Origin of the sequence: Parazoarcus communis SWub3 = DSM 12120, assembly GCF_003226565.1 — a bacterium.
GTDB lineage: Bacteria > Pseudomonadota > Gammaproteobacteria > Burkholderiales > Rhodocyclaceae > Parazoarcus > Parazoarcus communis.
The window spans coordinates 112,327-135,597 of record NZ_QKOE01000001.1; the positions used below are offsets into that span (position 1 = coordinate 112,327).

The window sequence follows — 23,271 nt, forward strand, 5'->3', positions numbered from 1 at the left end:
GCCTGCGCAAGCTCTTCGGACGGAGCGCTGCATCTCCAGCGCACCGGCCACCGACGGCGCGGCGCGCATAAGGTCACCGAGGCTAGTCCGCGCGGACGATGCCTGCCTTGCCGGCGCTTGAGGATACTGCGGTATCGCAAACTTGCCCGCTTCGGGCCTCAAGGGAGTTCGACATGACCGTCACCGTCGTCACCGGTTCTGCCTCCGGCATTGGCGCCGCCATCCGCGACCAGCTCGTCCAGGCCGGCCATCGCGTCATTGGCATCGATCGCCAGAACGCCGAAATCACCGCCGATCTCTCCACCGCCGACGGTCGCCAGGCTGCGGTGGAGGCCGCACTGCGCGCCTGCGAAGGGCGACTGGATGGATTGGTGTGCTGTGCCGGACTCGGCCCCACCGCCAGCTCCAGCAGCCTGATCGTCAGCGTCAACTACTTTGGCATGACCGAGCTGGTCAACGGGCTGACCCCGGCACTGGCGCGCGGCACAGCCCCGGCCATATTGCTGATCGGCTCGGTGGCGTCGGTGCATCCAGGCATGGACAAGCTGCCGATGGTGACCGCCATGCTGAACGACGACGAAGCCGGAGCGCGTAGCCAGGCCGATGCGATGGGGGCCACGCAGGCCGCTTACGCTGGCTCGAAATATGCCGTCACCGTGTTTGCCCGCCGCCAGGCAGTGGTCCTGGGCCCACGCGGCATCCGCATCAATGTGCTCGCACCTGGGGCGGTCGATACCCCCTTGCTGCAGGCGTCTCTGGCCGATGCGCGCTATGGCGAGGCAGTACGCAACTTTGTCGCACCCGTGGGGCGCAACGCCGCGCCTGCCGAGATCGCCGGCATGGCTTGCTTTCTGCAGTCGGCGCAAGCCAGCTTCGTTCATGGGACCGTCGTCTTCGTCGATGGCGGGATGGACGCGATGACGCGTTCCGACCGGTTCTGACGCGCGGAGATCGATGATGCGCAAGGTGGCATTCATCACGGGGGCGAGCCGGGGTATCGGACGAGCAAGCGCACTGGCCTTCGCCCGCGCCGGCTTCGACATCGCGATCAGTGCCCGCACGCTTGAGGAAGGCGAAGCGCATGCACATGCGCTGACGGACGCGGAGGGCCGCCCGCTGAACGGTAGCCTCACGGCAACGGCGGCTCAGGTACGCGCACTCGGCCGGCAAGCCCTGGCCGTACGCATGGATCTGCTGGACGAATCCTCGGTGCGCGGCGCCGCTGAGGCCGTGCTGGCTCACTACGGCCGGATCGATGTGTTGGTCAACAACGCGATCTATCAAGGCAAGGACCTGAACCTGTCTTTCATGGACCTGAAGCCAGATACCCTGCAGCGCGTCTTTCAAGGCTATGTGATGGCACCGGTGCTGCTCACCCAGGCGCTGTTACCGACCATGCTGGCGCAAGGCGGCGGCACGGTCATCAATGTCAGTTCGGGTGCGGGCGAAAGCGACCCGCCTGTAGCCGCGAGCCAAGGCGGCTGGGGTTATGCCTACGGTGCCGGCAAGGCTGCAGTATCCCGCCTTGCCGGCGTGCTGGCCGTCGAGCATGGCAAGCAGGGCATCTGCGCGTTTACCGTCAACCCGGGCGTGGTCTCGACTGAAGCGCTACGCGCCACCATTGGCGAGCAGGGCGTACTCGCGCTGCGCGGCGGGGTTGCGCCGCCCGAGGTCCCGGCCGCAGTCCTCTGCTGGCTCGCAACCTCACCCGAGGCGGCTGCTTTCCAGCGCCGCACTATCCAGGCCCAGCCTTTCGCACTGGAGCATGGCATCGTCGCCGACTGGCGCAACCGCGCCTGAGCACAGGACATTTCCCGTATGAGTTTTGAACGCGAGTCGATGGAGTTCGACGTGCTGATCGTGGGCGGAGGCCCGGCCGGACTGGCCGCCGCAATCAGAATCAAGCAACTGGCCGCAGCCGACGGTCATGACCTTTCCGTGTGCCTGATCGAGAAAGCGGCGGAGATCGGCGCGCATACCTTGTCCGGCGCAGTGATGGACCCGCGGGCACTGACCGAGCTGATTCCCGACTGGAAAGCGCGTGGCGCACCGCTGATCACCGAGGTGAGCGAGGACAGGGTGCTGCTCCTGAGCGAGACGGGTGCGCGGCGGATTCCAAACGGCCTTCTGCCGGACTGCCTGCTGAACGAGGGCAACTACATTGTCCGTCTTGGCCATGTGGTGAAGTGGCTGGGCGAGCAGGCAGAAGCGCTGGGCGTGGAGGTGTATCCCGGCTTTGCCGGCGCCGAAATACTGTTTGATCCGTCAGGCGCAGTGAAAGGCGTCGCCACCGGCGACATGGGGTTGATGCGCGATGGCATGCCAGGCCCCAATCATCAGCCTGGCATGGCGCTGCACGCCCGTTACACGCTGTTTGCCGAAGGTTGCCGAGGTCACCTGGGCAAGCAACTGGAGGCACGATACCGCTTGCGTGAAGGCATCGACCCGCAGACCTACGGTATCGGCATCAAGGAACTGTGGGAGGTCCCCACCAGCCAGCATCAGCCCGGCCTGGTGGTGCACAGCACCGGCTGGCCGATGGATAAGGCCACCTATGGTGGTGGTTTCGTCTATCACCTGGAGGAACGGCTTGTAGCAGTGGGCCATGTGGTCGGACTCAACTATCGCAATCCCCACCTATCCCCTTTCGAGGAGATGCAACGCTACAAGACCCATCCCGAGGTCCGTCGCTACCTCGAAGGCGGCAAACGTCTGGCCTATGGTGCGCGTGCGATCGCGGCGGGAGGCTTGCAGAGCCTGCCACAACTGGCCTTCCCGGGTGGCGCACTGATCGGGGACAACGCCGGCTTTCTCAATGCGGCCCGAATCAAGGGCAGCCATGCCGCGATCAAGTCCGGCATGCTCGCCGCCGAGGCGGCATTCCGCGCACTGGTCGATGCCCGTCAGCACGATACGCTGACGGCCTACCCCGCCGCATTCCGCAACTCCTGGCTGCATACCGAACTGCACAAGACGCGCAACTTCAAACCTTACATGAAGCGGGGCTTGTACCTGGGCGCCCTGATGTTCGGGATCGATCAATTGGTGTTCCGTGGCAAGGCGCCCTGGACACTGCACAACAGTGCTGACCACGACACCTTGAAACCCGCAGCCGAGTGCGACGGGATCAACTATCCGAAACCCGATGGCGTACTGACCTTCGATCGCCTGTCATCAGTCTTCCTGTCTAACACCCACCACGAGGAAGATCAGCCCTGCCACCTGCGGCTGAAGAATGACATGGTGCCGATCACGGTCAACCTTGCCCGTTATGAAGCCCCCGAGCAGCGCTATTGCCCGGCAGGGGTCTATGAAATCGTGCAGGTTGAGGGCACCCCCAGGCTACAGATCAATGCGCAGAATTGCGTTCACTGCAAGACCTGCGACATCAAGGATCCCACACAGAATATCGACTGGGTGGTACCGCAAGGCGGTGAAGGACCGATCTACCAGGGCATGTAACGCGGCCCCTGTTGAACACAAGGAATCAACGCTCCCGAGCACGAGCAGACGTGGTGTCGTTCAGGCCGGAAATCATCCCGAGCGCAGGGCGGATTGCCACACGCGAGCGCGTTTCAGCGGCGTTCCGGCTGGCTACGCATGTTAGGCATTACGTGTAAAAAGTCGCGTGGAGCAAGGGGCGTGAAGACTGCTAAAGATTGGTGACGGGATTCGCTGAAAGCGTCGGGTTATTCGAGGTGCCACGGTGTGTATGGAAGTGCTGTGCGGAGCCGCCTGAGCGTTGCACTCAGGTGCAGCCCGGGCTCGCTCACGAAATGTTCGGTTGCCCACATCAGACGCTCGTCCCGTGCGATAGCCAAACTCATCGGCAGCAGGCAGATAGGCAACGAAAGATCTAGAATTCAAGACTGAATTCTGTACATTGAGATATTGCCATGACGATTACGGCACAGGACATCGTCTCGTTGTCCACAGCCAGAGCACAGTTGTCCGAACTGGCCGAGCAGGTGAAGGCCGGCGCGGAGAAGATCATCACCAAGAACGGTGAGGGCTACGTGGCCCTGGTCGACGCACACCGGCTGGACTACTACCACCGGCTGGAGCAAGCCCATCTCCACCTATTGATGCTCAACGAAGTACGGCAGGGACTGGAGGATGTTGCCGCAGGTAGCACGCGTGACGCGCGGGAAGCACTGATGGAGCGCAGACAGGCGCGCACACGGGCGTGAGTACGCGGGTTGCAGTGCGGATTACCCGCAACTTCGAGCGCAACCTGGACGAGATCGAAACCTTCCTGACCCACGCGGATGTGCCCGACGCGTTCGATCGGCTGCTGGACGAACTGTCAGAACAGGTCATCCCGACGCTTGAGCGCCATCCCGACATCGGCCGGGACTACCTTATGCGTCCCACAGACTCAATTGAAGCGCAGCTGAAGCGCGAAGCAGTGATCGGCCTCCTGAATGCCCGGGACGACTCGGGCAACATCCGTGAGTACGTGCTGAAGCACTATCTGATCCTGTACCTGTGGCTGCCCGAGAGCCTCCACCTGCTCGCGATCCGCCATCAGCGCCAGCTCGCTTTCGACCTCGGGAGAGCGGATCCGGCGTCCTGAGTCGGCTTTCCCGCAGTGAGCCAGGCCGGCAACGCGAAACGACCGTCGCCCCACAGTACCAGCGTCTCCCGGCTGCCCAGGTTGTGCCGCACGCCCTGCAGGGCCAGGGCGCTCTTGCCGCCGATCTGGGCTCACGACCCGCCGTACATTGAAACAATCAATGTGCTTCCACGTCGGCGGCCCGCAGCAACAGCATCTTCTTGTGCCGCTGATAGTCCGGTATCACCCGCTCCATGCGCCGCCAGAAAGCGGGGGTATGGTGCGGCTCGTGCAGGTGCACGAGTTCATGCACGACCACGTACTCGGCAATCGGTCGCGGCAACACTTCGTCCAGGCAGCGAGTGAATTCCTTGAGCTTGACCACGAACTCCGCCCTCACCCGCTCCTCGGCCAGCACGCGCCCCCAGCGGCCGCGACGCAGCGCCATTTTTCGTGTCGCGCTTGTGTCGCGCTAAAGCGATTTAGCGCGGCACCGGGACGCAGTGCCAAGGGAAGCACCCTGCCAAAACCCTTGACTCCAAAACAAAAAAGCCACTCAGTGAGTGGCTTTTTTGCGGGATTTCTGGTCGGGGAAAGAGGATTCGAACCTCCGGCCCCTGCGTCCCGAACGCAGTGCTCTACCAGGCTGAGCTATTCCCCGACACTTTTACCTGCTTGCAGCTTTCGCTGCGAAGCCAGAAAGTATATCAATGTTTTCTGGCAACTGCAAAGTCCGATAATTGTAGCAATGACTCTTTAAAAAGGGAAGGGGGAAGATCAGAAATCGCTGCGATTGCGCGCTGGGACTCTTCCGCCGCGTGAGCACGGGCGACATCCAATGCGCCAGTTGCCTGGATGGCAGCCAGCACCGCAGCGAAATCGTCACGCCCCCCCTGCTCGATGGCGTTGCGGACCAGGGCTGACTGTTCCGGCGTGCCGTGCTGCATCACATGGATCAGCGGCAGGGTTGGCTTGCCCTCGGCGAGGTCGTCACCCAGATGCTTGCCGGTTTCCGACTCGTCAGCCGAGTAATCGAGCACATCGTCGATGATCTGGAAGGCCGTACCCAGATGCATGCCGAATGCGGCAAGACGGGCTTCCGTCTCGTCATCGGCGCCCGCCAGAATGCCGCCCAGGCGCGCGGCGGCCTCGAACAGCTTCGCGGTCTTGTAGCGGATCACGCGCAGATAGTCATCAATCGCAACATCGGCGTTGTGACAGTTGAGCAACTGCAGGACTTCACCTTCGGCGATCACATTGGTCGCGTCGGACAGCACCTGCATGACCCGCATGTTGTCTACGCCGACCATCATCTGGAAGGCACGCGAGTAAAGGAAATCTCCCACCAGCACCGACGCGGCATTGCCAAAGAGGGCATTGGCCGTCTTGTTGCCACGACGAAGTTCGGACTCGTCCACCACGTCGTCATGCAGCAGGGTGGCGGTGTGGATGAACTCGACCACGGCGGCAAGTTCGTGATGCTGGGTGCCGTGATAGCCCATTGCTCCAGCGGTATATAGCACCAGCGCCGGACGCAGGCGCTTGCCCCCGCTATGGATGATGTACTCTGCAACCTGACGGATCAGCACTACATCCGAATGAAGTCGCTGCCGGATCACGGCATCCACCGCCTGCATGTCGGCGGCGATCGGTGCAAATAGCTGCTGGACGGACAAGACGGGTTGCTCGCGGGGAAAAAACGGGATGGTAGGTGGCGCCGACAAGCGGCGTCAATAGCGATCGCGGGCATTCACCGCCCTTGCGTCGCACAGTATCAAGCAGTCATGATGACACTATCAAGCACGACATCGGGCCGGTCGGTGATCACGCTATCCACGCCCCAGCGACGCAGACGCGTCGCAAGCACTGGGTCGTTCTCGGTGTAAGCCGCCACCCGATAGCCGGCATCACGCAACTGGGCCACCGTCGCGGCGCTGAGGTAGCGGGTATCCGCGTGGATGGCATCGACCTGCAGCGCGCCCGCCCTGGTGCCCCAGTCCTCGGGCAGCTCGCCGAACAGCAAGCCGTACTGGAAGTCCGGGCAGACTGCCCGGGCCGCAGCCAGGGAGGACTCGGAGAACGAGGACAGCACGAGGCCCGTCAGTGCGTCAGCAAAGCCTTGCAGCAGCGTTTCAACCACCACACGTCCGGTGTCGACATCGTGACCGGTCGCCGGTTTGATCTCGAGATTGACGGCAAGCCCAAGGCTGGCGCAACGCTCGAGCGTCTCGACCAGGGTCGGCAGGCGCTCGCCTGCGAAGGCTGGACCGCGCCAGGCGCCTGCATCCAGCCTTCGCAGCTCGGCCAGGCTCAACGCCGACACGCAGCCACGACCATCGGTCGTGCGGTCGACGGTTTCGTCATGAATCACGACCGGTACGCCATCGGCGCTGAGCATGACATCGAACTCGACACCACGACACCCCAGCGCTGCGGCGACACTCAAGCCAGCGAGCGTGTTCTCAGGCGCCAGCGCGCCACCACAGCGATGCGCAAGCACAGCAGGCAGTGGCCAGGCGACAGCGGACATCACGACGCCCGGATCAACCGCCCGACGCGCGGGTGACGGCGTTGTCGAGCGCCTCCTTGGCGGCCTTGCGATCAGCCCAGACCGCTGCCAGTTCTTCGTCGAGGATGCGCCGCACGCTCGCACGCTCAACCACCGGCTGGGACGACGAATCACCGGTCACCGGCTTGTTGGTAAGCTGCCCCACGGCGACCCGGATGTTTTCCAGGTCTTCACCCAGCAGATCGCTTTGCGAGGCCAGCAGTCCGGCACGGTTCAACGGCAGGTAGCCAGTCGCACGCTGCCAGGCCACCTGGTTTTCCGGCTGCAGCCAGAAGCTGATGAAACGCGCCACGCCGGTGTACTCGCCGGCCTTCTTGCCTGCGGAGACCCACAGCGCAGGGCCATCGGCCAGCGTGTTCTGTGGCGCCCCCGGGAAGTCTTCGTGGTAAGGCAGGCGGGTTACACCGACATCGACCGTTCCCTTGCGGCGGAAGTCGGTCCAGCTCGCGGAGGGTGCAGCGATCACCGCGCAATCCCCGTTGGCAAAACGCTGTTCGGCCTCGTCACCCTTGTCGAACACCTGCAGGTAACGCGCACGGTGCCAGCTGGCCATCATCGCCACATGCTTGACCTGGAACATGCCGTTGAATGACGGCGCCTGGACCTTGCCCCGCAGCGCGGAAACAGGCTCGTTATGCCACGCGCTGAGGTTCTCCACCATGATGCGGCCCGGCTCGGACACGGTGTAGGGGCAGGTATGCCCCGTATCCGCAAGACGACCCAGCACGTTCTGAAGATCGAACCAGGTTGCCACCGAGGTTGCATCCGGGTTCATGCCGGCGCGGCGCAGGGCATCGCGATTGACGAACAACACCGGGGTCGACAGGCCGACTGGCAGGGCCAGCAACTGCCCTTTCGCGTCAACCGGCGTACGCGTCATCATCGCCGGCGCCCGCAAGGTCTGCAGCGGCACCTTCGCTTCCTTCATCAAGGCATGCAGCGGCTTGTAGCGCGGCTTGCCAGCGAGGAAGCTTTCTTCGTCATCACCCTCGAGAATCATCAGGTGCGGTGCATTGGCGGCACGCCAGTCGTGCTCGGCCAAGGTGACGCGGTATTCCTTGCTCTGTGCGTTGAAACGGTTCACCAACTCGCCCAGGGCTTCGGCACGCTCTGCCGGCAGGCGATGGAAAAGTTCGATCTGCTGCACCACGACCGGCTTTGCGGTCGAGGCAAGAACCGACGCGGAAGAGATCAGGCAAAGGCCGCCAAGGGTCAGCGCCCGGCGTACGGATGCGGAAAAAATGGAAGACAGCATGGGTGGCACGACTCTCGAATGAAGGGGCAATATTGGCCGGCAGCGGCGAGATTCCACACCTGCCGGATCACTGCGAAGTATAGAGCGCCACAGGCGCCATGTGCTTGAACACAAGGTGTATCTTTGTATGCCCGCGCCAGGTCCGGCAGCTCCCGCACCCAGGATCTGCAACGCAGACCATCAAGATTTCCGTTGCTTTGACGTTAAGCTGATTACGCCCTACACATCTGGCCCTGCATCATGCGCCCACGCCTACGAACCCTGCTGCTGTGCCTCCTGCTGCCCGTGCTCAGCGGATGCGACGCCCTGCTCGAAGCCCTGGAGATTCCCAACCCGGCCAAGGATGCCGCCAAGGTCGAAGCCGAAGGTCAGGCCATCGGTAGTGCCTGCCGTCATGCCGGACGCTCGCTGGAGGACTGCTACATCCTCAACCCGGAGGCCCAGAAGGCGGCGGTGTTTGCCGGCTGGCGCGCCATGAATGACTACATGATGGAACACAAGCTCGATGTCGTTCCATCCCAGCTTCCAGCGCACCCAAGCAAGCCGGCACCGGCGCCGGCCGAGCCAGAACACAAGTCCGAGCCCGCCGCCGAGCCCGCACGCACCCGCCCGGCAGGGCGCTGACGGGCGATCCGGCAACGGCAGCAAGCTCGACAGTCATGTGGCCACCGCCGCCCAGCCCGGCAGGATCAACCTGCCGGCCGGACCTGACATGATCACACAAGCACCGTCACCCCGCCCCGCCGCTCAGGGCGCAGGGTTGCTGTAGCGCAGATGAATCCGGTCGATCGCCTCCAGCGCATCGGCCGACAGCGTGACCACCCAGGCATCCAGATTCTGGGCAAGTTGCGCACGCGTACTGGCGCCGATGATGGTGCTGGCAACACACCCCCGCCGATAGACGAAGGCCAGCGCCAGCTGCACCGGCGTCAGCCCGAGAGACTGCGCCAGCGCCACATATGCAGCGACGGCCGGCTGCACATTCTCCTTACTGTAGCGCTGGCCAAATCCTTCGAACTCGGTCAGACGGCCGGCCGCCACCGGGTTGGCCAGATACTTGCCGGAAAGATGCCCGAAGGCCAGCGGAGAGTACGCCAGCAAGCTGACCTGCTCGCGGTGACAGACCTCGGCCAGCCCGTACTCGAACACCCGGTTCAGCAGGTTGTAGGCGTTCTGGATCGACACGACCCTGGGCAGGTCAAATTCGCGGGCACAACGGACAAACTCCATGACCCCCCAGGGGTGTTCGTTCGACAGGCCGACGTGGCGCACCTTGCCTTCTGCAACCAGTTCTGCCAGCGCCTCGAGCTGCGCACGGATCGGGGTACACACCCGCTCCTTGTCCGGATCGTATTGCCATTGGCCGAACATCGGCTGGTTGCGCTCCGGCCAGTGCAACTGGTACAGGTCGATGTAATCGGTCTGCAAGCGGCGCAGACTGCCTTCGACGGCAGCGCGGATATTGGCGCGGTCCAGGGCCAGCGGCCCGTTGCGGATCCAGCCCAGGCTTCGTGCCGGTCCGGCGACCTTGCTCGCCAGCACGATGCGCTCGCGCGCCTGCCGACGCAGCCAGGTGCCGACGATGGTCTCGGTTGCACCATAGGTCTCGGCGCGCGGCGGCACCGCGTACATCTCTGCGGTGTCGATGAAGTTGATCCCGCGCTCGAACGCCATGTCGAGCTGCGAGTGCGCATCGGCCTGATCGGTCTGCTGACCGAATGTCATCGTCCCCAGGCACACGGCCGACACCTCCGGCCCCTGCTGGCCCAGGCTGCGGTAGATCATGCTGCTGTCGCTCATCAGCGATTCTCCTGTTGATTCATGCCTATACGACTTATCATGCGTCGCTTCGCCTCAAAATGATACTTCAGCGCGCAAGCGTACCCTGCCCATGTCAGACGCCAATCCCAATTCCAGCCTTGCCGTTTCCGGCCTGCTTGCCTACTGCCGTGCCGGCTTCGAGAAGGAGCTGGCGGCCGAACTCGACGACATTGCCGCCGACGCCGGCCTGATCGGCTTCGTCCGCACCGAACCCAACACGGGCTTTGCGGTGTTCGAATCCTTCGAACCCGTTCCGGTGTCCTCGCTGGGCGAGCACACCGACTGGCGCAAGCCGGTGTTCGCCCGCCAGTTGCTGCCGTGGTTTGCCCGCGTTGACGACCTGCCCGAGCGCGACCGCGCCACCCCCATCGTCGAAGCCGTCAAGGCCACCGGGCAACGCTTCTCCGGTGTCGTACTGGAAACGCCCGACACTGACGTGGCCAAGCAGCAGTCGGGCTTTTGCAAGCGCTTCACCGAGCCGCTGTCCAAGGCGCTGGAAAAAGCGGGGCGTCTGCGCTCCAGCCGCACCGGCCTGCCGCAGTTGCACGTATTGTTCACCAGCCCGACCACGGTGTGGCTGGCCTCCGGCCTGGCCGGCCAGTGCGCGCCCTGGCCGATGGGCATCCCGCGCCTGCGCATGCCGTCCAACGCCCCCAGCCGCTCGACCCTCAAGCTGGCCGAGGCATTGATGACCCTGCTCTCGGACCAGGAGCGCGAGGAGCTGATGCGTGCCGGCCAGCGTGCGGTCGACCTCGGCGCGGCCCCTGGGGGCTGGACCTGGCAGCTGGCCAACCGAGGCCTGCGCGTCACCGCAGTGGATAACGGCCCGCTGCGCGACAGCGTGATGGCCACTGAAATGGTCGAGCATGTCCGTGCCGACGGCTTCACCTGGCGGCCACAACGTGCGGTGGACTGGATGGTGTGCGACATGGTGGAACAGCCCAGCCGCATCGCCTCGCTGATGGCCGAGTGGGTTGCGACCGGCAAGTGCCGCCACACCATCTTCAACCTGAAGCTGCCGATGAAGCGCCGCCTGGACGCCGTCGAGCAGTGCCGCATCCTGATCCAGAAGCGGCTGGCCAGCATCGGCCCTTACGACCTTCGCATCAAGCAGCTCTACCACGACCGCGAGGAAGTCACCGCCTATCTGGCGCTGAAGCGCTGAGTGAGATCGCGCGCAATCGCGCCAGGGGGCGCGCCCCGCATGATTGCGCGCACACGGAAGCACTTGTCACGAAAAGCCTTTCGACCTGAGTGTATAATGTCGGCTTTTATCAGTATCCGGCCTGCCCGCCGGCACGAGACCCGCCCGGGACTCATCCCCGGTGCATGATCCATCGATCGCCGTGAGCGATCTCAACGCGACGTGACGGCAGGCGACCCAACCAGAAAGGCGCCCATGAGTTTTGCCGACCTCGGCCTCATCCCGGAACTCCAGAAAGCCGTAGCGGAAGCCGGCTATACCGAACCCACCCCGATCCAGCGCCAGGCGATTCCAATCGTGATCGCAGGCAATGACGTGCTTGGCGGCGCCCAGACCGGCACCGGCAAGACTGCAGGCTTTACCCTGCCGCTGCTGCACCGCCTCGCCCGCCACGCCAGCACCAGCACCTCGCCTGCCCGTCACCAGACCCGGGCGCTGATCCTGGCACCCACGCGCGAACTGGCGATGCAGGTGTTCGAGTCGGTCAAGACCTACAGCAAGTACGTGCCACTGCGCGCCACCTGCATCTACGGCGGCGTGGACATGAACGCCCAGATCCAGGAACTGCGTCGGGGCATCGAGATCGTCATCGCCACACCAGGCCGCCTGCTCGACCATGTGCAGCAGAAGACCATCAATCTGTCCCAGGTCGAGATGCTGGTACTGGACGAAGCCGACCGCATGCTGGACATGGGCTTCATTCCCGACATCAAGCGCATTCTCGGCCTGCTGCCGGCCAGCCGGCAGAGCCTGCTGTTCTCGGCGACCTTCTCCGACGAGATCAAGAAACTCGCCGACCAGATGCTGAAGAATCCGCAACTGATCGAGGTCGCGCGCCGCAACATGGTCTCCGAGACCATCACCCATGTGGTGCACCCGGTCTCGTCGGGCATGAAGCGCAACCTGCTCGCTCACCTGCTTCGCCATCAGCCGGACACTCAGGCGCTGGTCTTTGTCGACACCAAGATCGTCTGTGGCCGCCTTGCGCACTTTCTCGAGCGTAGCGGCATCTCGGCGGATGCCATCCATGGCGACAAGGGTCAGCAGCAGCGTACCGAAACCCTGGAAGCCTTCAAGGCCGGCAAGTTGCGCGTGCTGGTGGCGACCGATGTGGCCGCACGCGGCATCGACATCGACGAGTTGCCGTATGTGATCAACTTCGAATTGCCGCACACCGCCGAAGACTACGTCCATCGCATCGGTCGTACCGGTCGGGCGGGCCACAAGGGCAACGCGGTATCGCTGGTCTGTGCCGAAGAAAAACACTGGCTGGCCGACATCCAGAAGCTGATCAAGCTCGACATCCCGCAGGAGATCGTGCCCGGCTTTGATCCGGAGCCCGAGTTCTTCGAAGCGGGCAGCCGCCACCGCGGCAAGCGCGGCACCGGACAATCGCCCCTGGGCGACAACAGTGAACGCAGTGAGACACCCCGGCGCAACAGCAATGCCAAGCCCCACGATGCGGACCCGCGCGGCAATCGTAGCGGCGGTTCAAGTCAGAACCGCGCACGGAACCCGCGGTCGATGATCGCAGCGGATGGGTTCGACTTCAGCAAGCCTTACCAGCCCAAGTCACCCGCCCCCGCCAGCGACACGGTGGAGAACACCGACAAGACGCCCCCCCGCCGTCCGCAACGTCCGATTGCCGTGCTGCTGGGCGGGCTGGGACGGAAATAAGGCCTTCGGGCCGTGCTATTCCGCGAATCCGTTCGCAGCACTTAAAGTAAGCTGGATGCCTGCCGATACTAGGCTGGACAACTGGACATGCTGCCTTCGATGATTCCCTTCGACCCCTTGCGGGGCAAACCACCGGAAGAACCCTTCGTCCCCGACCTGTCGGAAGGGGCGGAGACCGGTGTGTATCTGGCCTTGCTCGAACTGATCGACGAAGGCCTGATCATCACCGGCGACGAAACCATCATCGACGTCAACAGTGCGGCCTGCAGGCTGCTGGAGCGCGAATACCGCGAACTGGCCAACCGCCCGCTTGCCGACATCTTTCCCGACGAGCGCGCCTTTCTCGAAGCGCGCGCCCGCCTGCTGATCCAGGGTGAAATGCGTGGCAGCCTGCGGGTTGCGCTGCCAGGCGGACGACACCGCGATTTCCGCTTTGTTGCCGCAGCCCGCCTGCGCCCCGGCATCCACGCCCTGATCCTCAGCCCCGACCTGCTTGCGGAGACCCGCCCGGAGGACGACGGCGACCGCGTCTGGCCCCGCCTGGCCGCTGCATTGGCCCAACCGGTGATCGTCGTCGACGATCAGCGCCGGGTCAGTGCCGCCAACGCGGCCGCACTTGAATCACTCGGCATGCGCCGCGACGCACTGATCGGCCAGCCGGTCGAAGATTGTCTGAAGCTCGACTGGCCATCGGCCGGAGGTGCTCCGATTGCGCGCATCCATGCCACCCGCCATGACGAGCCCCTGCAAGCGCGCGTGCTCGATGGGCCACGTCCTGGCTGGCACCTGCTGGTCCTGCCGGCCGGCGTCAGCACACAGGCGGGCACCGTCGCAGCACCTGCTGCATCTTCGCCACCGACAAGGCGCAGCAACCAGCTCGCCATCCTCAACGACCAACTCGAGCTGCACTTCCAGCCGCTGGTCAATGCCCGCACCGGAGCCATTCACTCAGGCGAAGCCCTGCTGCGCTGGCATCACCCGGTCAACGGCGTCATCCCGTTCAGGCGTTTCGCCCATGCTGCCCGTGACGACGGCCGCCTGCCCGAACTCGGCGGCTGGGCCTTGCGTGCCGCCTGCCGTGCAGCACAGGCATGGCCTAGCACACAAGGGCGTTCACCCTCGGTCACGGTCAACATCGCCATCGAGCAGATCCTGCATGGCGCGCTCGTCCAGCAGGTCACCACCGCGCTCAGCGAGAGCGGTATCGAACCCCAGCGGCTGGAGCTGGACCTCGACGAGCAGGTCCTGGTTGCAGCGGAAGATGAAGTTGCCCCGATCCTTCATGCACTGGCCGCACTCGGGGTACGGCTGGCAATTGACGATTTCGGCCACGGGCTCAGCACCATCCGCCGACTCAAGCGTTACCCCATCCAGGCGCTCAAGCTCGACCCCGAACTGGTCCGGCAGGTCGGCCGGCTGGACGAATCCGATGCAGTGGTCGAATCCATCGTCTGCATGGCCAGGCCTCTCGGGCTGAAGGTGCTGGCCCGCGGCGTTGAGGATGAGGCCCAGCAAGCCTTCCTGCTTGCACTGGAATGCGACCTGCAGCAAGGCCCCCTGTTCGGCCCGCCAATGACCGCACCGGACTTCGGCAGTTTTCTATCCGACCAGCTTTTTTGTTAGCATCGACACCCAGTCCGGCACCCAGCCGGCCATGACCCTGCGACCGGAACACGCTCAGGATGCTCGACAAGGCGCACTACATCGTCGTTGAAGGCCCCATCGGCGCGGGCAAGACGTCGCTCGCCCGCCGTCTGGCGGAACGGCTGCAGGCGGTGGAGCTGTTCGAACAGCCCGAAGCGAACCCGTTTCTTGCCCGTTTCTATCAGCATGCGGATCGCTGGGCGCTGCCTACCCAGCTCTCCTTTCTGTTTCAGCGTATCGATCAGTTGAACGCCTTGCAGCAGGCCAGCGGCGACCCCCCACGCGTCGTGTCCGACTTCCTGCTCGAAAAGGATCCGCTGTTCGCCGACCTGAACCTGCAGGCGGACGAACATGCGGTGTATCAGCGCATCTTCGACGCGATGAAGCCTGCCAACCCACCCAAACCCGATCTGGTCATCTATCTGCAGGCACGCGCCGATACACTGATCGAACGCATCCGAAAGCGGGGCATGGAAGCCGAAAGGCGTATTACCGAGACCTATCTCGAACGGGTGGCTGAACGTTACGCCCGCTTCTTCTACCAGTACGATGCAGCACCGTTATTCATTGTCGACGCCGGCATCCTCAACCCGGTGGACAATGATTCGGATTTCGAGCTGCTCATCGAACGCCTGCGCAACATGCGCGGATACCGCGAGTTCTTCGCCTACGCCGGCTGATTTTTCTGACCGAAAAGCATCAAGCCGCTTGTGCAATGCACCAGTTTGGTGAAAACTGCGCCCTCCTCTCAGGAGCGAACCATGAGCTACCTCCAGGACGACAAACCCATCACCCTCTTCGAGCTCGGGAAGATGCGTGCCGACGGCCGCAAGATCGCGATGCTCACCGGCTACGATGCCAGCTTTGCGGCGCTGCTCGAGCGTTGCGGCGTGGACGTGATCCTGATCGGCGATTCGCTGGGCAATGTCCTGCAAGGACAGAAATCCACCCTGCCGGTCACGCTCGATCACATGGTGTATCACACCGAATCGGTGGTCCGCGGCTGCCGTCGCCCCTTCATCGTCACCGACATGCCTTTTGGCAGCTATCACGAAAGCCCTGCGCAGGCCATGCGCAGCGCTGCGCGTCTGATGGCAGCCGGGGCGCAGATGGTCAAGCTTGAAGGAGGCGAATTCATGGCCGAGACCGTGCGCTTCCTGGTCGAACGCGGTGTGCCGGTCTGTGCGCATATCGGCCTGACCCCACAGTCGGTACACCAGCTTGGCGGCTATCGGGTCCAGGGGCGGGACGACAGCGGTGCCGCCAGGCTGAAAGCCGACGCCCTGGCACTTGAACAGGCGGGGGCTGCGCTGATGGTCATGGAAATGGTGCCCGCCACTGTTGCCGCCGAAATCACTTCCAGCCTGCAATCGATGGCCTCCATCGGTATCGGTGCGGGACCGTCGTGCGATGGACAGGTGCTGGTGCTGCACGACCTGCTGGGGGTCTACCCTGGCAAGACGGCACGTTTCGTGCGCAATTTCATGCAGGGGGCCGACAGCATCGACAGTGCCGTCGCCGCCTATGTCAGCGCGGTCAAGGATGGCAGCTTCCCTGCCCCCGAACACTGCTACTGATCTCCGCCGTTCGAACGCCTGTTCTCCCAAGGTTTCCCAACCATGCAGATCCACACCACGATCGAGAGCCTGCGTGCAGCCCGCGCCCAGGCCGGTCGCGTCGCCTTCGTCCCCACCATGGGCAACCTGCACGAAGGGCATATTGCACTGATGCAGCAGGCCGGCCAGCATGCCGACTGCGTGATTGCCAGCATCTTTGTCAATCGCCTGCAATTCGGCCCCAGCGAGGACTTCGACAAATACCCCCGCACGCTGCAGGCGGACTGCGACAAGCTTGAAGCAGCGGGTGTAGCGCATCTCTTCGCTCCCGACGAGACGGTGATGTACCCGCAGCCCCAGCGCTACCACGTCGATCCGGCTCCGGCGCAGGTGTCCATTCTCGACGGAGAATTCCGCCCCGGGCATTTTCGGGGTGTTGCCACGGTCGTGCTCAAGTTGCTCAACATCGTGCAGCCTGATGTCGCCCTGTTCGGCAAGAAGGACTATCAGCAGTTGATGGTGCTCTCCAACATGGTGCGCGAACTGGCCCTACCGGTCGACGTGCTGCCAGGCGAAACGGTTCGTGCCACCGACGGGCTCGCCTTGTCTTCCCGCAACGGCTACCTGAGCGCGACCGAGCGGGCTGAGGCGCCCTTGCTGTATCGGCTGCTGACCGGTATCGCAGAAGCGGTGCGCAGCGGCGATCACGATTTCCTGAAGCTCGAGACCGATGCGATGGACCTGCTTGCTGCACGCGGCTGGAAGCCGGACTACATTGCGATCCGCCGCCGTGCCGATCTGCAACCCCCGATCCATGCCGACGATCCGCTGGTGGTACTGGCCGCCGCACGCCTGGGCACGACGCGTCTGATCGACAATCTCGAGATCTGAAGGTCACGTATCGCCCCGTCGTGGCCCCGTCCATGCGATGTCAGGGTTCGCCCACCCTTGCGTCGCGGACGTAAACATTCCAAGCTATATAAAAACAGCCGTCCATCTTGGGCGGGCATGTAACCCAGCGAACGGAGGGAGACTGGACATGACGATGACGGTGGGACAAATTCTGGCAGCGAAGGGCAACAAGGCAATGGCGGTGGCACCCGACAACTCGGTGCTCGACGCGCTGAAGATCATGGCGGAACACGACATTGGCGCTGTGCTGGTCACCGAAGGTGAGCGGCTGGTCGGCATCTTCACCGAGCGTGACTATGCCCGGAAAGTCGCCCTGCGCGGTCTGGTGTCGCGCGATGTGAAGGTCAGCGAACTGATGACGGCCAACCCGACCACGGTCGCCCCCTCACAGACGGTCGATCAGGTCATGCAGACCATGACCCAGCGCCGCTTCCGCCACCTGCCGGTGGTCGAGAACGGCAAGATTGCCGGCATCGTCACCATCGGTGACATGGTCAAATGTGTGGTCAGCGAACAGGAAGCCACCATCCAGCAGCTCTCCAGTTATATTGCCGGCGATCTGGCCACCTGACAGCGCTACGGCCTGCGATACCAAAAAACGCCGTGCTCCCGGTCGGGACCACGGCGTTTTGCATGGTGCCGGCACCCCGGCGGAAGTCAGGAAAGCGCCTTGCCAATCACCTCGGCCACATCCGGCGACAAATCTTCGCTGGCCAGCACACGCTCCAGTTGCGGACGGATGCTGGCCTGCAGCGCCGGGGTATAACGACGCCAGTTCTCCAGCGCCCGCGCCATGCGCGCCGCGACCTGCGGATTGCGTGCATTCAGTGCAATCACCTGGTCTGCCCAGAACACATGCCCGCTGCCATCCGCAGCATGGAACTCGCCAGGATTGGCGCGGAAGAAGGTGCCAAGAAGCGCATAAACCTTGTTCGGGTTGGACAGGCTGAAGGCCGGATCGGCCATCAAGGCACGGACACACTCCACGGTACGCGGTGCAGCCTCGTTCCAGCGCCAGGCGCCAGCCTGCAGGGCAAACCACTTGTCCAGCACCAGGGCATCGTCATGATAGCGCTGATGAAAGGCCTCGAGCGCCGGCACGCTTGCCGTGCTGGCACTCTGCACCAGCGCGGCAAGTGCGGCAAAGCGTTCGGTCATGTTGCCCGCCCCTTCGTAGCGCGCCTGCGCCAATGCCAGGCCACGTTCATCGCCAGCTGCACACAGGTAGCGCAAAGCCAGGCCCGTCAGTGCACGACGCCCGGCGTCGGCAGGGTGATAGCGGTACGGGCCACTCACCTGCATTGCATCGCATACCCCCAGCCAATCGTCCGCCAGGGCCTGGCCAAGGCCATGCATCACCACCACCATCGCGCTGCGCAGCGCAACCGGATCGGCGGGCGACATGCGCTCCAGCAGATAGCCCTCGGTCGGCAGAGCCAGCGCCTGCGCCCGGAAGGCAGGATCCAGGCGTCCGTCGTTGAGCAAGGCCGCAAACGCGTCGACATAGGCCTGGGGCAGCTCATCGGCAATGCCCGCGGCCAGCGCCAGCGCCACCCGCTCGCTGTAGCGCTGCGCCGCATCCCAGCGGTTGAAGGGGTCGGCATCATTGGCCATGCGGAACGCCAGGCGCGCATCATCCTCTTCCAGCTCCAGGATCACCGGCGCCGAAAAGCCGCGCAACAATGACGGTACCGGTTCGGCCGTCAGGCCGACGAAGCGGAAGGTTTGCTCGGCCTCGGTCAGGGTCAGCACCCGGGTGCATGCGCCGGGTGAGGCTTCTCCATCGAGTTGCAGCGGACAATCCTGCCCGTCCGGCCCAATCAGGCCCAGCGCGACCGGAATCACCAGCGGGCGCTTGTCCGGCTGGCCCGGTGTCGGCGGCGTGTGCTGGGACAGGGTCAGCGTATAGCTGGCGCTGGCAGCGTCCCAGCTAGCACGCGCGCTTAGACGAGGTGTGCCGGCCTGGGCATACCAGTGCATGAACTGGTCCAGGTCGCGACCATTGGCCTCGGCCATGGCCTCGACAAAGTCATCGCAGGTCACCGCACGGCCGTCGTGGTAGCTGAAGTAAAGGTCCATGCCATTGCGGAAGCCCTCGGGGCCCAGCAGGGTGTGCAGCATGCGGATGACTTCGGCGCCCTTTTCATACACCGTCGCGGTGTAGAAGTTGTTGATCTCCTGATAGCAGTCGGGACGGATGGGGTGCGCCATCGGCCCGCCATCTTCCGGAAACTGTGCTGCGCGCAGTACCCGCACATCGTCGATGCGCTTGACCGCACGGGCCGATGCGGCACCTTCCGGCCCCGCGGCACGCGCCAGCATGTCGGCGGAGAACTGCTGATCACGGAAGACCGTCAGCCCTTCCTTCAGGGTCAGCTGGAACCAGTCACGACAGGTCACGCGGTTACCGGTCCAGTTGTGGAAGTACTCGTGGGCGACCACGCTCTCGACGTTCTCGTAGTCGATGTCGGTGGCCGTATCCGGTTTGGCCAGGACGAACTTGGTATTGAAGATGTTCAGCCCCTTGTTCTCCATCGCCCCCATGTTGAAGTCGGACACCGCGACGATCATGAAGCGGTCGAGATCGAGCTCCAGACCAAACGCCTCCTCATCCCAGCGCATCGAGTGAATCAGCGACTCCATCGCATGTTCGCAACGGTCGAGATCCCTTGCCTCCACCCAGACCTGCAGCAACACCTTGCGCCCTGAGGCCGTGGTCACTTCTCGTTCGAGCGCTTCCAGCCGCGCAGCAACCAGCGCGAACAGGTAGGACGGCTTGAGGAAGGGGTCTTCCCACTTGGCGTAATGCCATCCATCCGGCAGATCCCCCTGCTCCAGCAGATTGCCATTGGACAGCAGTACCGGGCAGGCGTCACGCTCGGCCTCGAGGGTGACGGTGTAGCGCGCCATCACATCCGGACGGTCGGGAAAGCAGGTGATGCGACGGAAGCCTTCCGCCTCGCACTGGGTAAAGTAACCGCCATTGGACTGGTACAGGCCGGACAAGGTGGTGTTGGCTTGCGGGTTGATCCGGGTAAGCACCTCGACCAGCACACGTTCACCGTCGGCGTCGATCTCGATCTGGCCGTCGGCCTCACGCAGCGACACCGGCGCCTTGCCGTCCACGGTCAGTGACAAGCGCTCAAGCGCCTCGCTCCACAGGCGGATCGGTCCGGCCCCGGCATCCGGGTTGCGGACGCAGACCATGCGGTTGGTCACCAGGGTTGCGGTGGGATCGAGGCGGAAATGCAGGTCGATGCGTTCGACCGTCCAGGCCAGGGGCCGGTAATCGGCGCGCTGGATGGTTGGGGCGTGTTCGGTTCTCATTGTGGCTCCGTCAGGCGCGGGCTTGCGCGGCGAAACCGCAAGTGTAAGGCGCCCGACGGCGGAAACCCAAGCAAGGACGCCAATGCAGCCGGGCTACCCGGGTAGCGTCGGCGATCAAGCCGGTGCGCGATCCGTCACCAGTACGTCAGCACTCGACTGCGCCAGGATGTGCTTGGTGACGCTGCCGAGCAACACCTCCTCGATCAGCCCTGCGCCACGCTTGCCGATCACGATCAGATCGCAGTCCTGCTCTTGCTCCTGGTTCAGGATGATGGAGGGCGCGTCACCATGCATCACGATACGGCGTACGGGCGCGTCACTCAGGCCTGCGTGCTCGATCAGTGTGTTCATGTGCTCCACCGCTTCCCGTTTGGCGGTAACCCGCAGGCTGGACAGCGCGTTGTCGTCGACACCGGCGTAACGCAGCTTGCCCTCGAACGGCACCTCGAAGGCATGCAGCAGGATCAGATCTGCCTGCGGCGCCACCTGCCGGGCAAAACGCAGGGACTCGATCGAACGCGGCGAGAAATCCACCGGCACCAGCACCCTGCGATACGTCTCATGTGGAATCTGCTTCACCACCAGCATCGGCCGATACGTCTTGCGCAGCATGCGCTCGGTGGTCGAACCCAGCATCCACTCCCGCAGTGGACTGGCGCCGCGGGCCCCCAGCACAAGCAGGTCAGCATCGATCGCATCGGCATGCCCACCCAGTTCGGTCAGGACTGCGCCCACGATAAGCTGGATATCCATGGTCAGGTGATGACGCTCGCCCAACTCATCCGCCAGCTCCCTTACCTCGCCCCGCACCTCATCGAGCAGGCGCTCACCAACATCGGAAGTCCCGCCAGCAAACAGATGCCGCAACGCATCCAGCCCACCACCCGCGACCACGTGCATCAGGCTCATGCGGGCACCCATCTCGGCAGCCAGCATCGCCGCGCGCCCAACTGCATGACGGGCATGAGAGGACAGATCGGTTGCTGCCAATACGGTTCGAACTGCGTTCATGCCTCCTCCTCTGCGGCTCGCGCCGCCTTGGTCTGCGCAATTTCGGCAGCAAAGTTGCGTGCCGCAAAATCAGCGGCATCATTGAATGGATTCAGCACCCGGGCAACGCCCGCCGCCCCCATCGCATCGCCATGGACCTCGTCACGCACCACACCGGCAACCTTGCCGCTGAATCCGGCCTGACGCAGCGCCTCGAGAAAGGCCCGGTTCGACTCCCATTGCGGAAAGGTGGTGATGACCCAGGGTGTATGCTCCAGCGGCAGGCTCTCCAGGAAACTCGGATCCTCGCCATCACCAAATCGCACCGGCAACTTGCGACGGCGCAGTTCGCGTACGGCCTCCGGATCGAAATCCACACCAAGCACCTCAACGCCGGCCGCGCGCAACTGCTGCATCAGGCGTGTGCCATAGCGTCCCAGACCAAAGATGATGATGTCTGGCTGGCCATCGGGACGACGCTTGCGCTCGACCGCCAGTTCGCGGAACGGCCGTCGCCGCTCGAACACGCCCATCCACGGCCCAAGCCGCTCGTAAAGCGGGTGCGAGTACAGGATCATGTAGGTCGACAAGGTGATGGTCACCAGCCCGACAAGCGTCGTCAGACCAAGCGCCTCGACCCCCACATGTCCCAGCGAAATCCCCATGGCCACGAAGACGATGGAGAACTCGCTGATCTGGGCTACCGTCAGGCCGGCCAGAAAGCCGGTGCGCTTGCGGTAGCCCATGTAGCCCATGATCGCCATCACGATCAGCGGATTGCCGATCAACACGAACACCGACAGGACCACCGCCGGCCACACCTCGCCACCCAGTGTGGAGAAATCGAGCTTGGCGCCAAGGTCAACAAAGAAGAACAGCAACATGAAATCTCGAATGCCGGTCAGTCGGGCGTTCATCGCCTCGCGATAACTGGTGGAGGCCAGCGAGAACCCGGCCATGAAGGCCCCCGCTTCCTTGCTGAACCCCGCCCACTCGCCCAAGGCCGCCAGCCCGGTTCCCCAGGCAATGGCAAAGATCAGCAGCAATTCCTGAGATCGTGCCATGGCCTCGACCAGACGCGGCAGCACGTAGCGCATCAGCACGAACATCAGCACGCCAGCCGCGGCAAGTCGCAGCAACAGCGAGACAGCCACCTCCACCGCCCCCGCTTCGTCGGCGCCGCGTAGCGCACTCATCGCCATCATTGCCAGCACCACCGCAATGTCCTGCACGATCAGAAAGCCGACCGCGATGCGGCCGTGCAGTGAGTCGAGCTCGCGCTTGTCCGACAACAACTTGACGATGATGATGGTGCTGGAGAAGGTCAGCGCAACCGCGACATAGATCGCCTCCATGACCTCCTTGCCCATCAGCAGGATCAGGATGAAACCGAACACAATCGTAAACGCAAGCTGCCCAAGCCCGGTGGCAAGGGCGACCGGACCGATGTGGCGGATGTGGTGAAGGTCCAGCTTGAGCCCAACCACGAACAACAACACCGTAACGCCGATCTCGGCCAGCAGCGCAACCTGCTCATGCGCCTTGACCAGACCGAATACTGCCGGCCCCACAAGAATGCCGACCACGATATAGGCAATCAGTACCGGCTGGCGCAAACGTACCGCCACCGCGCCAGCCAGTGCCGAAATGATCAACAACAGGGCAAATTCAGCATAGTGCCCACCCGCATTGAGCGCTTCGATCAAGCTGCATCCTCCTCGTAGTGCGACCTGTTTTTGTTCTATCTGTCCGCTACACCGC

The 23,271-nt window shown here is 63.7% G+C and carries 21 protein-coding genes and 1 tRNA gene; 13 read left to right on the forward strand and 9 right to left on the reverse strand.

Annotated features, from left to right (window positions below; translation table 11 throughout):
- Positions 1 to 173 precede the first annotated feature (173 nt).
- The 5 genes from DNK49_RS00480 to DNK49_RS00500 all read left to right on the forward strand — a co-directional run bounded on the left by DNK49_RS00480 (position 174) and on the right by DNK49_RS00500 (position 4,576).
- Positions 174 to 941: an SDR family oxidoreductase gene (locus DNK49_RS00480; protein WP_110522360.1), complete on the forward strand. Its 768-nt coding sequence runs from the start codon at positions 174 to 176 to the stop codon at positions 939 to 941.
- A 13-nt stretch (positions 942 to 954) separates the two neighbouring features.
- Positions 955 to 1,800, forward strand: a complete 846-nt coding sequence (locus DNK49_RS00485; RefSeq protein WP_243632190.1) for an SDR family NAD(P)-dependent oxidoreductase — start codon at positions 955 to 957, stop codon at positions 1,798 to 1,800.
- 18 nt (positions 1,801 to 1,818) lie between these two features.
- Positions 1,819 to 3,462, forward strand: coding sequence for an electron transfer flavoprotein-ubiquinone oxidoreductase (locus DNK49_RS00490; protein ID WP_243632191.1), 1,644 nt, complete (start codon positions 1,819 to 1,821; stop codon positions 3,460 to 3,462).
- 434 nt (positions 3,463 to 3,896) lie between these two features.
- On the forward strand, positions 3,897 to 4,190 hold the full coding sequence (locus DNK49_RS00495; RefSeq protein ID WP_110522362.1) for a type II toxin-antitoxin system Phd/YefM family antitoxin: 294 nt from the start codon (positions 3,897 to 3,899) through the stop codon (positions 4,188 to 4,190).
- Positions 4,187 to 4,576 (forward strand): type II toxin-antitoxin system RelE/ParE family toxin, encoded by a 390-nt coding sequence (locus tag DNK49_RS00500; RefSeq protein WP_110522363.1) that lies wholly within the window; start codon positions 4,187 to 4,189, stop codon positions 4,574 to 4,576. The genes DNK49_RS00495 and DNK49_RS00500 overlap by 4 nt, the downstream gene beginning before the upstream one ends.
- A 157-nt stretch (positions 4,577 to 4,733) precedes the next feature.
- Here the strand turns inward: DNK49_RS00500 and DNK49_RS24370 are convergent, their stop codons facing one another.
- From DNK49_RS24370 to DNK49_RS00525, 5 genes are all read right to left on the reverse strand, one after another.
- Positions 4,734 to 5,003, reverse strand: coding sequence for a M48 metallopeptidase family protein (locus DNK49_RS24370; protein ID WP_207806850.1), 270 nt, complete (start codon positions 5,001 to 5,003; stop codon positions 4,734 to 4,736).
- Between the two features lie 136 nt (positions 5,004 to 5,139).
- A tRNA-Pro gene (locus DNK49_RS00510) sits at positions 5,140 to 5,216 on the reverse strand.
- Between the two features lie 46 nt (positions 5,217 to 5,262).
- Positions 5,263 to 6,231 carry an octaprenyl diphosphate synthase gene (gene ispB / locus DNK49_RS00515; RefSeq protein WP_110522364.1) on the reverse strand — a complete coding sequence of 323 codons (969 nt, stop codon included), beginning with the start codon at positions 6,229 to 6,231 and terminating at the stop codon, positions 5,263 to 5,265.
- Between the two features lie 98 nt (positions 6,232 to 6,329).
- Positions 6,330 to 7,085, reverse strand: a complete 756-nt coding sequence (ugpQ, locus tag DNK49_RS00520; RefSeq protein ID WP_110522365.1) for a glycerophosphodiester phosphodiesterase — start codon at positions 7,083 to 7,085, stop codon at positions 6,330 to 6,332.
- A 13-nt stretch (positions 7,086 to 7,098) separates the two neighbouring features.
- Complete coding sequence (locus tag DNK49_RS00525) at positions 7,099 to 8,379, reverse strand: extracellular solute-binding protein (RefSeq protein ID WP_110522366.1); 1,281 nt, start codon at positions 8,377 to 8,379, stop codon at positions 7,099 to 7,101.
- 240 nt (positions 8,380 to 8,619) lie between these two features.
- On the opposite strand from DNK49_RS00525, the gene DNK49_RS00530 reads away from it, so the two are divergent.
- A complete protein-coding gene (locus DNK49_RS00530; protein ID WP_110522367.1) occupies positions 8,620 to 9,003 on the forward strand; it encodes a hypothetical protein in 384 nt (127 codons plus the stop codon).
- A gap of 123 nt (positions 9,004 to 9,126) precedes the next feature.
- Here the strand turns inward: DNK49_RS00530 and DNK49_RS00535 are convergent, their stop codons facing one another.
- A complete protein-coding gene (locus tag DNK49_RS00535) occupies positions 9,127 to 10,179 on the reverse strand; it encodes an aldo/keto reductase (protein WP_341538201.1) in 1,053 nt (350 codons plus the stop codon).
- 91 nt (positions 10,180 to 10,270) lie between these two features.
- Between DNK49_RS00535 and rlmM the strand changes: the two genes are divergently transcribed.
- The 7 genes from rlmM to DNK49_RS00570 all read left to right on the forward strand — a co-directional run bounded on the left by rlmM (position 10,271) and on the right by DNK49_RS00570 (position 17,764).
- Positions 10,271 to 11,365, forward strand: a complete 1,095-nt coding sequence (gene rlmM / locus DNK49_RS00540; RefSeq protein ID WP_110522368.1) for a 23S rRNA (cytidine(2498)-2'-O)-methyltransferase RlmM — start codon at positions 10,271 to 10,273, stop codon at positions 11,363 to 11,365.
- Between the two features lie 234 nt (positions 11,366 to 11,599).
- The gene (locus DNK49_RS00545; protein ID WP_110522369.1) at positions 11,600 to 13,081 is read left to right on the forward strand and encodes a DEAD/DEAH box helicase; all 1,482 of its coding nucleotides are present in this window, start codon (positions 11,600 to 11,602) and stop codon (positions 13,079 to 13,081) included.
- 87 nt (positions 13,082 to 13,168) lie between these two features.
- Entirely contained in the window at positions 13,169 to 14,704 is a 1,536-nt protein-coding gene (locus tag DNK49_RS00550; RefSeq protein WP_110522370.1) for an EAL domain-containing protein, read from the forward strand.
- Between the two features lie 59 nt (positions 14,705 to 14,763).
- Complete coding sequence (locus tag DNK49_RS00555) at positions 14,764 to 15,405, forward strand: deoxynucleoside kinase (protein ID WP_110522371.1); 642 nt, start codon at positions 14,764 to 14,766, stop codon at positions 15,403 to 15,405.
- 81 nt (positions 15,406 to 15,486) lie between these two features.
- A complete protein-coding gene (gene panB, locus DNK49_RS00560) occupies positions 15,487 to 16,302 on the forward strand; it encodes a 3-methyl-2-oxobutanoate hydroxymethyltransferase (protein ID WP_110522372.1) in 816 nt (271 codons plus the stop codon).
- Between the two features lie 42 nt (positions 16,303 to 16,344).
- Complete coding sequence (panC, locus tag DNK49_RS00565) at positions 16,345 to 17,172, forward strand: pantoate--beta-alanine ligase (protein WP_110522373.1); 828 nt, start codon at positions 16,345 to 16,347, stop codon at positions 17,170 to 17,172.
- A gap of 148 nt (positions 17,173 to 17,320) precedes the next feature.
- Complete coding sequence (locus DNK49_RS00570) at positions 17,321 to 17,764, forward strand: CBS domain-containing protein (RefSeq protein ID WP_110522374.1); 444 nt, start codon at positions 17,321 to 17,323, stop codon at positions 17,762 to 17,764.
- 86 nt (positions 17,765 to 17,850) lie between these two features.
- Here the strand turns inward: DNK49_RS00570 and pepN are convergent, their stop codons facing one another.
- The 3 genes from pepN to DNK49_RS00585 form a co-directional block, all read right to left on the reverse strand.
- Positions 17,851 to 20,520, reverse strand: a complete 2,670-nt coding sequence (gene pepN / locus DNK49_RS00575; RefSeq protein ID WP_110522375.1) for an aminopeptidase N — start codon at positions 20,518 to 20,520, stop codon at positions 17,851 to 17,853.
- A gap of 114 nt (positions 20,521 to 20,634) precedes the next feature.
- A complete protein-coding gene (locus tag DNK49_RS00580; protein ID WP_110522376.1) occupies positions 20,635 to 21,531 on the reverse strand; it encodes a universal stress protein in 897 nt (298 codons plus the stop codon).
- On the reverse strand, positions 21,528 to 23,216 hold the full coding sequence (locus tag DNK49_RS00585) for a cation:proton antiporter (RefSeq protein ID WP_243632192.1): 1,689 nt from the start codon (positions 23,214 to 23,216) through the stop codon (positions 21,528 to 21,530). Before DNK49_RS00585 ends, DNK49_RS00580 begins: the two co-directional genes overlap by 4 nt.
- Positions 23,217 to 23,271: the final 55 nt, after the last annotated feature.